Origin of the sequence: Mesorhizobium sp. M6A.T.Cr.TU.017.01.1.1 (genome assembly GCF_004023115.1) — a bacterium.
Taxonomy (GTDB): Bacteria; Pseudomonadota; Alphaproteobacteria; order Rhizobiales; family Rhizobiaceae; genus Mesorhizobium; species Mesorhizobium mediterraneum.
In genome coordinates this window covers 54123-67171 of the sequence record NZ_RZTA01000005.1, presented here as the reverse complement: position 1 = coordinate 67171, position 13049 = coordinate 54123, and the positions used below count along the sequence as shown (strand labels likewise).

The 13049-nt window shown below is 63.7% G+C and carries 13 protein-coding genes; 10 read left to right on the top strand and 3 right to left on the bottom strand.

Annotated elements, in window-relative coordinates; all coding sequences use genetic code 11:
- Positions 1–21: 21 nt before the first annotated feature.
- Complete coding sequence (locus EOB36_RS02870) at positions 22–1119, bottom strand: lactonase family protein (RefSeq protein WP_128284247.1); 1098 nt, start codon at positions 1117–1119, stop codon at positions 22–24.
- Positions 1120–1309: 190 nt separating this feature from the next.
- Between EOB36_RS02870 and EOB36_RS02865 the strand changes: the two genes are divergently transcribed.
- Genes EOB36_RS02865 through EOB36_RS02830 form a run of 8 tightly spaced genes read left to right on the top strand, consistent with a single transcriptional unit; the run spans position 1310 to position 8834 of the window.
- Positions 1310–1861 carry a MaoC family dehydratase gene (locus tag EOB36_RS02865; protein ID WP_128284246.1) on the top strand — a complete coding sequence of 184 codons (552 nt, stop codon included), beginning with the start codon at positions 1310–1312 and terminating at the stop codon, positions 1859–1861.
- A gap of 3 nt (positions 1862–1864) precedes the next feature.
- Positions 1865–3025: a CaiB/BaiF CoA-transferase family protein gene (locus tag EOB36_RS02860; RefSeq protein WP_128284245.1), complete on the top strand. Its 1161-nt coding sequence runs from the start codon at positions 1865–1867 to the stop codon at positions 3023–3025.
- Entirely contained in the window at positions 3022–4188 is a 1167-nt protein-coding gene (locus EOB36_RS02855) for an extracellular solute-binding protein (protein WP_128284244.1), read from the top strand. The genes EOB36_RS02860 and EOB36_RS02855 overlap by 4 nt, the downstream gene beginning before the upstream one ends.
- Before the next feature lie 20 nt (positions 4189–4208).
- A complete protein-coding gene (locus EOB36_RS02850; protein WP_095483745.1) occupies positions 4209–5396 on the top strand; it encodes an ABC transporter substrate-binding protein in 1188 nt (395 codons plus the stop codon).
- A 58-nt stretch (positions 5397–5454) separates the two neighbouring features.
- On the top strand, positions 5455–6192 hold the full coding sequence (locus EOB36_RS02845; RefSeq protein ID WP_095484000.1) for an ATP-binding cassette domain-containing protein: 738 nt from the start codon (positions 5455–5457) through the stop codon (positions 6190–6192).
- Positions 6185–6916: an ATP-binding cassette domain-containing protein gene (locus tag EOB36_RS02840; protein ID WP_128284243.1), complete on the top strand. Its 732-nt coding sequence runs from the start codon at positions 6185–6187 to the stop codon at positions 6914–6916. The genes EOB36_RS02845 and EOB36_RS02840 overlap by 8 nt, the downstream gene beginning before the upstream one ends.
- Positions 6913–7863, top strand: coding sequence for an ABC transporter permease (locus EOB36_RS02835; RefSeq protein ID WP_126103499.1), 951 nt, complete (start codon positions 6913–6915; stop codon positions 7861–7863). Before EOB36_RS02840 ends, EOB36_RS02835 begins: the two co-directional genes overlap by 4 nt.
- Positions 7864–7868: 5 nt before the next feature.
- Positions 7869–8834, top strand: coding sequence for an ABC transporter permease (locus EOB36_RS02830; protein ID WP_126103500.1), 966 nt, complete (start codon positions 7869–7871; stop codon positions 8832–8834).
- Between the two features lie 6 nt (positions 8835–8840).
- Here the strand turns inward: EOB36_RS02830 and EOB36_RS02825 are convergent, their stop codons facing one another.
- A complete protein-coding gene (locus EOB36_RS02825; protein WP_128284242.1) occupies positions 8841–9677 on the bottom strand; it encodes an amidohydrolase in 837 nt (278 codons plus the stop codon).
- A 67-nt stretch (positions 9678–9744) separates the two neighbouring features.
- Positions 9745–10530, bottom strand: a complete 786-nt coding sequence (locus tag EOB36_RS02820; protein ID WP_126103502.1) for an IclR family transcriptional regulator — start codon at positions 10528–10530, stop codon at positions 9745–9747.
- Positions 10531–10693: 163 nt separating this feature from the next.
- On the opposite strand from EOB36_RS02820, the gene EOB36_RS02815 reads away from it, so the two are divergent.
- A complete protein-coding gene (locus tag EOB36_RS02815; protein WP_128284241.1) occupies positions 10694–12013 on the top strand; it encodes a sugar ABC transporter substrate-binding protein in 1320 nt (439 codons plus the stop codon).
- Between the two features lie 138 nt (positions 12014–12151).
- A complete protein-coding gene (locus EOB36_RS02810) occupies positions 12152–13048 on the top strand; it encodes a sugar ABC transporter permease (RefSeq protein ID WP_127206511.1) in 897 nt (298 codons plus the stop codon).
- The last annotated feature ends 1 nt before the right edge of the window (position 13049 follow it).

Here is a 13049-nt window from a genome sequence, read left to right as displayed (position 1 = left end):
CCAGAAGGAGATCGATGGCTTTCAACGCACGATCTTCACGCACATCGGCGTGCCGACATCGATGTATCGCCCGGTGTCGGCCAGCCGGCCGGTGGCCATGTCGCGCAGGAAAATCGAGATGCGATCGGCGTTCTGATTGGCCGAGAAGAGATGGCGGCCCGAAGGCGTCAGTGCCAGATTGCGCGGTGTGGCGCCCCCACAGGGCGTGTAATCGACCAGCGCAAGCACGCCTGTTTCCTGGTCGACGGAAAACACCACGATACTGTCATGGCCGCGGTTGGAACCGTAGAGGAAGCGGCCGTCGGGCGAGATCTGGATGTCGGCGCAATGATTGCCGTCGCGCGCCTCCGCCGACACGGCCGGCTTCGTGTCGATGACGGTGAGCCTTCCTGACACATCGTCGAGCGCAAGCGACACTATCGTTGAATCGAGTTCGTTCATGACGAACACGAAGCGCCCGCCCGGATGCAGCGCCACATGGCGTGGGCCGGCGCCTGAGGCAAGCACCGACTCCGCCAGTCTGGTCAGGCTGCCGTCAGGCCCGATGCGGTACGAGACAAGCCGATCGATGCCGAGATCGGCGACGATCGCCACGCCGCCGGCAACCGTCTCGGTGACGCTGTGAGCATGGGGGCGTTCCTGACGAGCTGTGTCGGGGCCAGTTCCGGCATGGGCGACGCTCGACAACGGCGCGGTCAGGCCACCATCCTCGCGTAGTCCGTAGACAACGACCGAGCGATCGGGACCGCCTTCGCCCATGCCGTAATTGGCGACCAGCAGCTTCGTGCCGTCGCGCGTGATGGTATTGTGCGCCGTGATGCTGCCAAGGCTCGGTTGCTTGTTGATGTAGGACAGCGCGGCGGTCTGCCTGTCGAAGCGATAGGCCGAGACCACGCCTTCGCGCCAGGCGAACACTTCGGAGTTGGCATAGATGTGGGAGCCGTCCGGCATCACCGACAGGAAGGTCGGATTGTCGACGTCACCCGTCTCAGCCAGTTTCCTCGTCTCCAGCGTCTCTTCGTCGAAGCTGTAGACACCCAGCCCGACACCGCGCGCGCCCTGAAAATACGGCGCCTCACGGTTGAGGCTGCCAACGAAGACCAGACAGGCATTCTGCATCAAATCCTCCCTTGTTCCGCCGGCGTTGTCCGCCGCGGATCCGAGCAAAATTTCGCCTGTTCACGCTTGCAACACAATCCCATATGTGAAAATACTATTCACAAAAGAAGATTGCGGGAGGATCGATCATGCAATTCGCTGGTCCGCGGCGCGCCCGGACGGATGATCCATGCTTCCAACGGATACCGTCATGACTGGTTTCGCGCCGACCGTCGGCGTGGCGTCGACACATCCCGCCAACATGCCGAAGGACCACGCCGATCTCCCGGTCTGGAACGCGGAGAACTGGTTCTACGAGGACTGGCCGGTCGGCCAGAAAATCCGTTCGCTGCGCAGGACCATGGCCGAGGGCGACAGCCACCTTTTCAACGCGCTGGTGCTCGATATCCACCCTTACGTGCAGGACCAGATGTTCGCCGAAACGGAAGGCATATTCGGCAAGCGCCTGGTCGCCGGCGCCTTCGTGTTCTCGGCCGGGCTCGGCCTCGTCGCCACCAATTGCGTCAACGCCTTCTCCTATGGCTACGACAAACTGCGCTTCATCAAGCCGGTGTTCATCGGCGACACGATCTATTCGATCCGCTCCAACCTCGACAAGAAACCCAAATACAAAGAGATGGGTCTGATCCGCGCCAGCTATGAAGTCTTCAAGGGTGAAGGAGAGCTCGTGCTTTATTGCGAGCACCTGCAGACGGTGAAATACCGCAATCCGACCGATTTCGCCGGCAAGACGGAGAAATAGGCGATGGCCGCCATTGCCGAATTGCCGCTGACCGGGCTCATCGTCGTCGACATGAGCCAGTTCCTGTCCGGGCCCTACTGCTCGCTGCGGCTGCTCGACCTCGGCGCCCGCGTCATCAAGATCGAGCGGCCGGATGGCGGTGACCTGTCGCGCCGGCTCTATCTCAGCGACACCGAGATCGGCGGCGATTCCACCATCTTCCACGCCATCAATCGCGCCAAGGAAAGTCTCGCCATCGACCTCAAGGACGCGGCCGACCTTGCGGCGCTGCGCGGGCTGCTGGCCAAGGCCGACGTGCTGATCCAGAACTTCCGGCCCGGCGTCATCGAGCGCCTGGGCCTCGACTACGAGGCGGTGCGCAAGATCAATCCGCGTCTGGTCTATGCGTCGATCAGCGGCTATGGCGAGGAAGGTCCCTGGGTCAAGCGGCCCGGTCAGGATCTGCTGGCGCAGGCACGCTCGGGCGTGATGTGGCTCAACGGCGACGAGGACCAGGGACCGGTGCCTTTCGGCCTGGCAATTGCCGACATGCTGGCGGGCTCCGCCGCCGCGCAAGGAATTCTTGCCGCACTGGTGCGGCGCGGCGTGACCGGCACGGGCAGCCATGTCGAGACCAGTCTGCTCGAAGCGCTGGTCGACTTCCAGTTCGAGGTGCTGACCACGCATCTCAATGACGGGCGCCGCCTGCCGCGGCGATCGGCCTTCCGCAGCGCCCATGCCTATCTATCGGCGCCTTACGGCGTCTATCCGGCCAAGGACGGTTATCTGGCGATCGCCATGACGCCGATCCCGAAGCTGGCCGATCTTCTGGGGCTCGAAGAGCTTGCGCCCTACCGCGACCAGCCGTCGACATGGTTCACCGCCCGCGACGAGATCAAGGCGATCGTCGCGCAAAAAATCGCGACGAAGACGGTCGACGAGTGGCTTGCCATCCTCGAGCCTGCCGACATCTGGTGCGCCAGGGTGCTGACCTGGCCGGAGATGATGGCCAGCGAAGGCTTTCAGGTTCTCGACATGCTGCAGACGGTGACGCGCGAGGATGACGTCTCGATCCTCACCACGCGCTCGCCGCTCCGGGTCGATGGTGTGCGTGCGAAGGTCGAGCGCGCCGCGCCACGCATCGGCGAGCACAGCGCAAAGATCCGCAAGGAGTTCGGGCTGTGAGCGACGTGAGGCTCAAAGGCATGACCTGGAGCCATCCGCGCGGCTACGACCCGATGGTCGCCTGTTCGGCACTGTGGAAGCAGCGGACTGGCGTTACTATCGAATGGGACAAGCGCTCGCTGCAGGATTTCGAATCCTTCCCGGTCGAGGAACTGGCCCGTGCCTATGATTTGATCGTCATCGATCATCCGCATGTCGGCCAGATCACCGCCGAGAATTGCCTGGCGCCGCTCGACGTCGCGGGCCGCGAAGCGGAACGTGCGACGCTGGCGGCGGGCAGCGTCGGCCGGTCCTATCCGAGCTACAACTGGCAAGGCCGGCAGTGGGCGTTTCCGATCGATACGGCGAGCCAGGTGCAAGCGTGGCGGCCTGATATGCTTTCCGCTCAGCCGGCGAGCTGGAGCGAAATGCTCGATCTGGCGCGGCAAGGCCACATGCTGTTGCCGCTCAGGCCGCCGCATTCGCTGATGGTGTTCTACACGCTTGCCGGCAATCTCGGCCGGCCCGCCGTCGAGGAGCCTGGCGCTCACGTAAACGCTGATGTGGGCAGCCGCGTTTTCGAGATGATGCGCGAGATCGCGGCTCTCGTAGACCCGGCCTGCCTCGGCATGGACCCGATCGACGTCCTGGAGGAAATGGCCAGGTCCGGCTCGCGGATCGCCTGCGCGCCGCTGATCTATGGCTATGTCTCCTATGCCATTGCCGGATTCCGGACCAACCGCCTTGCCTTCGCGGACATCCCGGCTGCGGGCAATGCCGGTCCGGTCGGCTCGGCGCTCGGCGGCACCGGCATCGCCGTGTCGGCCTTTTCGAAGGCCAAGCAGGCGGCCATCGACTTCGCTTACTGGATCGCCAGCGGTGACGTGCAGCGCGGCCCCTATGCTTTGGCCGGCGGCCAGCCTGGCCACGCCGCAGCCTGGGACGATGCCGCCGTCAATGCAGCCGCCGGCAATTTCTACAAGGATACGCGCGCCACACTCGAAGGCGCCTGGGTCAGGCCACGCCACGATGGCTACATGGCCTTCCAGCAGGCGGCGTCCGATCGCATCAATCTCGGCGTGACCGAAAAGCACGATGCCGGCCGCGTCGTCGCCGATCTTAATCGCCTGTTTCTGGAGAGTTTCCCGGCACGGGTGTCCGGCACTGCCGGTGGAGGAGCCTGAAACAACGAATGGAGGAGACTATGAACAGCCTGATCCGCGGCCTTATGGCCGCGACCGCCCTTGCATCGATCACGACAATTGCCTGCGCCCAGGACGTTTCGGGCGTGATCGCTGGACTGCCAACTGAACTGAAGGCGCAATATGACGGCGCGCCGCAGAAGATCCTGCCATCGGCGTGGGACAATTTCACGCCGCCGGCGAAGCCGTGGAAATGGTGCCACTCGGAATCCTACCAGGGCAATCCGTGGCGGGTCACCGTCACCAAGGAGTTGAAGCGGCTTGTCGACGGACTGATCGCCGACGGCACGGTGGCGAGCTTCGAAGTGTCGGACTCCAACAACGATGCCAGCCAGCAGATCAACCAGATCCGCGCCTTCATCGATAAGAAATGTTCGATCATCACCTCGATCCCCGGCTCGGCGACGGCGCTGGATGATGCCATCGATGCCGCCGCAAAGGCCGGCATTCCCTTCATCACGGCGGCTGGGTCGGTGACCAGCCCGAATGCCATCAACGTCGATTCCAACTATGCGCGCTGGGGCTACGACATGATGACGGCGATCGGCAAGGCAATACCGGGTGGCGGCAGCATACTTCTGGTCGAAGGCATCGCAGGTCATCCGATCGTCGTGCAGGAGCGTCAGGGCGCCGACAAGGCGCTGGCCGAGAACCCCAAGCTCAAGGTCTCGCGCAGCGTCAACGGCAACTGGACGGCCAACGTCACCAAGACGACGGTATTGCAGGCGATCGCCACCAATCCGGCGCCGATCGATGCGGTGTGGACGACGGGCAGCGAAAGCCGCGTCGTCGCCGAGGCCTTTGCCGAGGCCGGCCGCCCTGCCCCGCTCATCACCGGCTCGATCACCGGCGACGCGCTCGGCTACTGGAAAGCCAATCCGGACAAATATCGCTTCGAAGGCCATGCGGTTCTGCCGCACTGGACCGCCGAGACATTGTTCCGCATTGGGGCGCGTATGCTCGACGGGCAAAAGCCGAAGCTCAACACGCTGCTGATCCCGATTCCGCCGGTCCACAACGCCGACCTGGGCACCTGGTACAAGGACTGTATGACGGCGGACGCAGTCTCGATCTTCCCGGTTCCGCCGGAGGATCCGATGCCGGAAGAATGGCTCGATGCCTATTTCGCCAATCCCGCGCCGACCAAGGGCTGGGATTATTCGAAGGTGCCGGACGCCTGCGCCAAGTAAGCTCATGAACGCCGGCTCCGCTCAGGCAGAGCCGGCTTTTCCCTATCAGGAATCCCTCATGCTGGAAGTCCAGGGTGTCTCGAAACGCTATGGCGAAACGGTCGCTCTCGCGAATGCCTCCATCGCGTTCCGCGCCGGCACGATCCACACCATCCTGGGCGAGAACGGTTCGGGCAAGAGCACCCTGGTCAAGCTGCTGTCGGGAATTGTCCAGCCGGACAGCGGCACGATCCTGCTCAATGGGTCGCCCTTTGCCGGCTTCGGACCGGCGGCGTTCCAGGCCGCCGGTTTCGCCACCGTGTTCCAGGAAGTGCTGATCGCACCTGACCGTTCAGTGACGGACAACATCCTGCTCGGCCTCGATGGCTTGCTGACGCGCACCGTGCCGCGCGCCGAGCGGCACCAGCGCGCGCAAGCGGTGCTGAAACAATTCGCGGTTACCGAGATCCCGCTCGACCAGTTGGCCGGGCAATTGCCGCTGGCCGTTCAGCAGCTTGTGGTGCTTGCCCGCGCCGTGGTTCGCAACCCGCGCATTCTCATTCTCGACGAGGTGACGGCGGCGCTCGACTTCGCCGACCGCGAGGCGGTTTTCGCCATGATGCGCAAGCTTGCCTCCGAAGGTTGCCTGATCCTGTTCATCACCCATCGCATGGACGAGGTGATGACGCTTTCCGATCGGATTTCCGTCCTGCGCGGCGGCAGCGTGGTGACGACCGAGGAACGCGGCACGTCCACCGCCTCCGAGCTTCTCAAGGCGATGGCGCCACGCACGGCGGCGGAGCTGGCGCATGGCTGATCGCGCTACCCTTTCGGTGCGCAGCCTGGTGATCGCGCCGGGCGCAAGCCCCGTGACACAGACCATTGCGCCGGGCGAGATTGTCGGTCTTGCCGGCCTCGACGGCCATGGACAAGAGCGGTTCCTGAAAGTGCTGGCCGGGCTGGAACGGCCGGCCGCCGGCGATGTGACCATCGAAGCCCGCGCGATCACCAGCTTCCGCAAGGCGGTCGCCAGCGGCATCGCCTATTTGCCGCGCGACCGGCGCTCCACCGGCATCTTTCCGACCCAATCGGTGCTCGACAATTTTGCCGTCTCGACACTGTCGCGTGACATGCGTTTCGGCCTGCTCAGCTTCGCCGCACGGCGGCGGCGCTACGAGAGTTACCGGGACAAGCTCTCCATCGTCGCGCCGCGGCCGGATGCCTCGATCACCACGCTGTCCGGCGGCAACCAGCAGAAAGTGCTGCTGGCTAGGGCACTGGCGCTGGAGCCGGCGATCCTGCTGCTCAACGACCCGACGCGCGGTGTCGACGTGGCGACGCGCCATGTCCTCTACGATGTCTTCCGGGGACTGGCGGCGGACGGCATGGCTCTGGTCATCCTGTCGAGCGAGATCGAAGAGATCCTCCTGCTTTGCCATCGCGTGCTGGTTTTCCGCGAACAGCAGGTGGCGGCTGAAATCACCGGAGACGAGATGAAAAGCGATACGGTGATCGCCGCCATGTTCGGACGCGCGGCATGAGCGGGTTACGGCGCATGGCGGAGCGATGGCGTGGCGCGGGCTTCGCGACCGTGCTGCTGGTCATCCTGATCGCGGTCAATCTGCTGCTCAATCCGACACGCTTCCATCCTTCCGCCTGGGGCGCGCTGATCGGGCTCGCCGCGCCATTGATCGGCGCAGCACTTGCCTCGGCTCCAGTCATCCTGGCCGGGCGTGGCGGCATCGACATTTCCGTCGGGCCGCTGATGGGCTTCGTCAATGCGATCGTCATCCAGCTGCTGTTTCTCAAGCTCGGCATGACTTCGCCGCTGGTCATCGTGCCGGCGGCGCTATTGATCGGCGCGATCGTCGGGGCGGCCAACGGCTTTCTGGCGACCGTCGTTCGCATCCAGCCGATCGTCGCGACGCTTGGCACCTATCTGATCCTGACCGGGATGACGCTGACCATCCTGCCGGCGCCGATCGGCCCGGCGCCGGGCTGGCTGAAGGCGATGGCCGGGCCCTGGTCGGCTCTGCCGCTGGCGCTTATCTTCCTGTTCTGGTGGCTGGTGCGGCAGACCCCCTACTACGACCAGCTGATGGCGGTGGGCAGCGACGACCGCGCTGCTTACACGGCCGGCGTTCCGGTCACCAAAGTTCGTTTCATCGCCTATGTCATGACCGGCATTCTCGCCGCCTGCGCGGGCCTGATGCTGACGGCGCTGATCGGTTCGGCCGATCCCAACATCGGACCGACCTACACGTTGATCGCCATCGCTGCGGTGGCGCTCGGCGGCGTCAGCCTTGCCGGCGGACGCGGCGGTCTTCTGGGCGCCGCGATTGGCGCCATCGATATCTTCCTGCTGCAGAGCGTGCTGACCGCCTTCAACGTCTCCACCTATGTGCTGCAGATCGCCTATGGCGTCATTCTGGTTGTAGCGGTCATCATGACGGCGCTGCAGGAACGGCTCTCCGGACGGAAAGGCTGAGAAGCATGAGCCAGACCTGGTTTCAGTCCACCAATGCCCGCGTCGCCGGCGCCTTTGCGGTCGCTGCCGCCTTGCAGATTGTCGGCACGCTGCTCATCCCGGGGTATTCCGCGCCGTTCGCCATCCGTGCGCTGCTGGTCATCGCTTCGCTGCTGGCGGTGGCATCGATCGGCCAAACGCTCGTGGTCATTCTCGGCGGCATCGACCTGTCGATCCCCTTCATCATCGGCTTCGCCAATGTCGTTGCGGCACAGCTCTACGGCGCCGGCTGGAATTTTGCTTTTGTCTGCGTGATCGTTGGCGTGCTCGCCATACTGATCGGGGCGCTGAACGGCCTGATCTCGCGCGGGCTCGACATCCACCCGCTGATCGTCACGCTCGGCGTCGGCATGATCGTGCAAGGCGCCGTGCTGTTGTGGACCGGCGGCTTTCCGTCCGGATCGGCGCCTGCAGCTGTTTCCGCCTTCGTCTCGATCGGCGGTTCGGTCGGACCGCTGCCGGTGCCGGCGCTGGTGCCCTGCGTCGCGGTGCTGACCTTGCTGGTGGCGCTGGTGCTGGCGCGCACGGCCTACGGCCGCCGCCTTTACGCGCTTGGCAGCAACCCCGGTGCAGCCCCGCTGGCGCTGATCGATCCGGTCCGCATGTGGACGGTGACCTACGCGGCAAGCGCTTTCTTTGCTGCCGCGGCTGGCGTGCTGCTGCTCGGCTTCACCGGTTCGGCCTATGGCGATGTCGGCCAGCCCTATCTGTTCCAGACCATCGCGGCGGTCGTGGTCGGGGGCGCCGCCCTTGTCGGCGGCCGCGGCAATTATTTCGGCACCATCGCCGGCGTGCTGGTGCTGACGGAGATCAACACGCTGCTGATCGGCCTTGGCTTCCGGCCCTCAACCGTGCAGGCTGCACTTGGTCTGGTCATCGTGCTGCTGGTTTCGCTTTACGGTCGCGAGCGGCACGTATCGGCGACAATCTGAGGCGGCTTACAAACTCCACAGCCGCTTCGTGTTGGCGGAGAGCAGCTTTTGCCGTTCCTCGGCGCTTGCGCCGCCAAGCAGCGCATGCGTCGCTGCAACCCAGGTCGCCAGCCCGCCGCCAAGCGTGCAGACCGGCCAGTCGCTGCCCCACACGACGCGGTCCCAGCCGAAGCATTTGATGGTGTGCTCGACATAGGGGCGCAGGGTATCGACGGTCCATGAACCGGCATCCGCATAGGCGACCACGCCGGAGATCTTGCCGACGACGTTCGGACGCCGCGCGATCTCCGTCATATGCTCGCGCCACGGGTGCTCACCATCCCCTTTGATGTCGGGCACGCCGCAATGGTCGAGCACGAACTGCACATCCGGCGCGAGATCGGCGAGTGCGATCGCTCTTGGGATTTGATGCGGCAGAACGACGAGATCGAAGGTCAGGCCGGTGCCGGCAAGCCGCTTGATGTTCTCGCGAAACAGCGCGGCCTCCGAAAGCTCATCCGGCATGACGTGGAGGACACGGCGAAAACCCTTGACGAAGGGATTGGCGCGCTGGCGCTCGAGATAAGCGGCAAAGCCAGGCTCTTCCGGTCGGCAGGAGGCGATTGCCCCGCGCAGCAGACTAGCCCTCTGTTGTGACAGCGCTTTCACATGACCGGTCTCGGCCTCGATGTCGGCGGGATCGACATCGACCTCCATATGCAACGCACCCTCTATGCCGGCACGGCGAGCCTGGACTGCATATTCGTCGTGGGAAAAATCGCGGTTGAGCGCCGGCACGCCGGAGAGCCAGGGATAGCGCAGCACCGACTGGTCGATCAGGTGCAGATGGGTATCGAAGATCATGACGGCGCGCTCCTCCTCTGGCGTTCCAGGATCATCTCACGGAGAAATTCTTCATTCAAATAAGAATTCACTTCGAGTTGACGGCCGACCCCGCCAGTTGCGAGAGTTTTTCGCTCGCCGCCCGCAGCAATTCGATTGTCCTAGTGATGTCGGGCGCCTTTGGGGCATTGACCAGCGTTATATAGGGGATCGACAGCGCCGCGATTGCCCTACCGTCAGAGCCAAGAACGGGTGCCGTCAGATTGAACACGCCGGCGGTCTGCAGCGACGCCATCATCTCATAGCCGCGCTCGCGGACCTGGTCGAGGCGGGCGAAGAACTCCGGTGACTGAGGCGGCCTGTCGGTGCTGCGCAGATGTTCGGAGATCATCATCTGCCGCTCTTCCGGCGAGCGGAAGGCCAGCAGCACATGTCCCGATCCGGTATCGAACAGGCTGATATGCGAGCCGACGCGGATCGAGATGCCCCAATAGTCCGGCGCCTCCTGCTGCGCGATCACTACCGCGGAACCGCGGTCGAAGACGACGAGCTGGTTTGCCTGCTGCGAGGTTTCGGCTAGCTCGCGCATCAGCGGCGTCGCGTAGGAAACCAGCCGTCGCACCGGCGCGTGCAACTGCGCCAGGCCAAACAGCTTGAGCGTCAGCGAATAACGATCGCCGTCGGGCCGCGTGACGTAGCCCCGTCGCACCAGCCGGTCCAGCATGCGGTAGAACTCGTTGGGGCTGCGGTCGAGCTTCTTGGCGATTTCCGCTTGCGTCAAGCCACCGTCGACGCCGGCCAGAAGCTCGAGAATGTCGAGCCCCTTGTCCAGCGCCGGGGCACGATATCGGTCATCGTCCTCGTCCTCCGCCATAATCGCTCCCCAGTGAATTTCGGCTTTCATATACGCACAATGGCCCGCATCCGGAAAGAACTTTCAACTTGACGACTACATAAATGTTTTGTTTGTATATGAATGAAGCGCTGCAGATCGGATCGATACGAGTTCGCCGACGCAGGCCGTTGGGAGGAACCAAATGACCAGATTGTTTTACGGCCTGTCGGCCGGCGTGGCGCTGCTTGCGCTTGGCGCGGGCGCTGCTTTTGCTGCCGAACTGCCCGGCAAGTTCGACGGCGTCACCATCGACGCCAAGCTGATTGGCGGTCAGCAATATGAAGGGCTCTACGCGCGCATCGGCGAATGGGAAAAGCTGACCGGCGCCAAGGTCAACGTGATCTCGAAGAAGAACCACTTCGAACTCGACAAGGAAATCAAGTCGGACATCGCGTCCGGCAGCATCAACTGGTGCGTCGGCTCGAACCATTCGTCCTTCGCGCCGCAATATCCTGATATCTACACCGATCTCAACGCGCTGCTGCCCAAGGAGGAAGTCGCCGCCTTCGTGCCGTCGACGATCAAGGCCTCGACGCTCGACGGAAAGCTGGCGATGCTGCCGCGTGCGCAGTTCGACGTCTCCGCGCTCTACTACCAGAAAAGCCTTTATCAGGACGAGGCCAAGAAGGCCGCCTACAAGGCCAAGTATGGCGCGGAACTGGTGCCGCCCGACACCTGGGACGAGGTCGCCCAGCAGGCGGAATTCTTCGCCAGCCCGCCGGATTTCTACGGCACCCAGTTCGCTGGCAAGGAAGAGGCGATCAACGGCCGCTTCTACGAGATGCTCATCGCCGAGGGCGGCGAGTATCTCGACAAGGACGGCAAGCCCGCCTTCGACTCGGAGGCCGGCGTGCAGGCGCTCGACTGGTTCGTCAATCTCTACAAGGCCAAGGCGGTGCCGGCCGGCACCACCAACTATCTCTGGGACGATCTCGGCCAGGGCTTTGCCTCGGGCACGGTTGCCATCAACCTCGACTGGCCGGGCTGGGCAGGGTTCTTCAACGATCCGAAGTCATCGAAGGTCGCCGGCAATGTCGGGGTAAAGGTGGCGCCGAAAGGTTCGGCTGGCATTCGCACCGGCTGGTCGGGGCATCATGGATTTTCGGTCACCGAAAACTGCGCCAGCAAGGAAGCTGCGGCGTCGCTGGTGTGGTTCCTGACCAACGAGGACAGCCAGAAGCTTGAAGCAGCAAGCGGACCACTGCCGACCCGCACCGCGGTGTGGGACTGGGACATCCAGCAAGCGGCCGGCGATCCTTACAAGACGGAAGTGCTGGCGGCTTTCCAGGAACAAGCGAAACACGCATTCGCCGTACCGCAGACACCTGAATGGATCGAAATTTCCAACGCCGTCTATCCCGAGTTGCAGGCGGCCATCCTCGGCGACAAGACCTCCAAGCAGGCGCTGGACGACGCTGCCGCCAAGGCCACCCAGATCCTCGAAGACGCTGGCAAACTTTGACATCTTTCCACGGGGCGCTGCGCTCATCGAAGAGCGGCGCCCCGACTTTTTTTGAACCATGCGCAACACGCTTTGTCTTGATCCCAGCTCGCCGATGGCGGCCTTCGGTGTCCGGGCACCAACCAGAACCGGATCGACATGAAAGGCTGGAGACCCTCGCCGCCATTGCTGCTCCTGCTTCCGGCGGTCATCGTGCTGGCGGCGGTGGTGGTCTTGCCGCTGCTGCTTTCGCTCTACTCCAGCTTCACGCCGTTCCGGCTGACCAAGCCGGAGACACTCTGGGTCTTCATCGGCGCGCGCAACTATGTCAACATCCTGAGCAACGGGGATTTCTGGATTGCCTTCGCCCGCACCGTGGTGCTGCTGACGGTCGCGCTCAACCTGGAAATGCTGATCGGGCTGGGGCTGGCGCTGCTGGTGGAGAAGGCGTCGCGCGGACAACGTATCCTGCGCACCATCATGATGTTTCCGATGATGTTTTCGCCGATCCTGGTCGGCTTCCAGTTCAAATTCATGTTCAACGACAATATCGGCCTGGTGAACAACGCCTTGCAGGCGCTCGGCCTGACCGACCGCGCCATCCCGTGGCTGATCGACGGCAATCTCGCCTTTATTGCCATCCTCACCGCCGAGATCTGGTCGTCGACTTCCGTGTTCGCGATCCTGATCCTTGCCGGGTTGCTGGCGATGCCGCGCGAGCCGGTCGAGGCGGCCCGCGTCGACGGCTGCACGCCATGGCAGACATTCCGCTATGTCACCTGGCCGTTCATCATGCCGTTTGCCTTCATCGCAATGACCATCCGCTCGCTCGACGTCGCGCGCGCCTATGACATCGTCAAGATCATGACCGACGGCGGTCCCGCCGGCCGCACCGAGCTCGTCTGGACGCTCGTTGCCCGCACCGCTTACAGCGACGCCAGGATGGGCATGGCCAACGCCATGGCCTATTTCTCGATCCTGCTTTCGATCCTGTTCACCGTTTATTTCTACCGCAAGCTCGCCGCGGCGCGCACGCAGATCGCGGCGGAGTGGTGAG

Coding starts and splice junctions, on each gene's coding strand:
- EOB36_RS02860 (WP_128284245.1), top strand. CDS start 1,865: ATGGCCGCCATTGCCGAATTGCCGCTGACCGGGCTCATCGTCGTCGAC.
- EOB36_RS02830 (WP_126103500.1), top strand. CDS start 7,869: ATGAGCCAGACCTGGTTTCAGTCCACCAATGCCCGCGTCGCCGGCGCC.
- EOB36_RS02825 (WP_128284242.1), bottom strand. CDS start 9,677: ATGATCTTCGATACCCATCTGCACCTGATCGACCAGTCGGTGCTGCGC.
- EOB36_RS02815 (WP_128284241.1), top strand. CDS start 10,694: ATGACCAGATTGTTTTACGGCCTGTCGGCCGGCGTGGCGCTGCTTGCG.
- EOB36_RS02840 (WP_128284243.1), top strand. CDS start 6,185: ATGGCTGATCGCGCTACCCTTTCGGTGCGCAGCCTGGTGATCGCGCCG.
- EOB36_RS02845 (WP_095484000.1), top strand. CDS start 5,455: ATGCTGGAAGTCCAGGGTGTCTCGAAACGCTATGGCGAAACGGTCGCT.
- EOB36_RS02820 (WP_126103502.1), bottom strand. CDS start 10,530: ATGGCGGAGGACGAGGACGATGACCGATATCGTGCCCCGGCGCTGGAC.
- EOB36_RS02870 (WP_128284247.1), bottom strand. CDS start 1,119: ATGCAGAATGCCTGTCTGGTCTTCGTTGGCAGCCTCAACCGTGAGGCG.
- EOB36_RS02835 (WP_126103499.1), top strand. CDS start 6,913: ATGAGCGGGTTACGGCGCATGGCGGAGCGATGGCGTGGCGCGGGCTTC.
- EOB36_RS02865 (WP_128284246.1), top strand. CDS start 1,310: ATGACTGGTTTCGCGCCGACCGTCGGCGTGGCGTCGACACATCCCGCC.
- EOB36_RS02850 (WP_095483745.1), top strand. CDS start 4,209: ATGAACAGCCTGATCCGCGGCCTTATGGCCGCGACCGCCCTTGCATCG.
- EOB36_RS02810 (WP_127206511.1), top strand. CDS start 12,152: ATGAAAGGCTGGAGACCCTCGCCGCCATTGCTGCTCCTGCTTCCGGCG.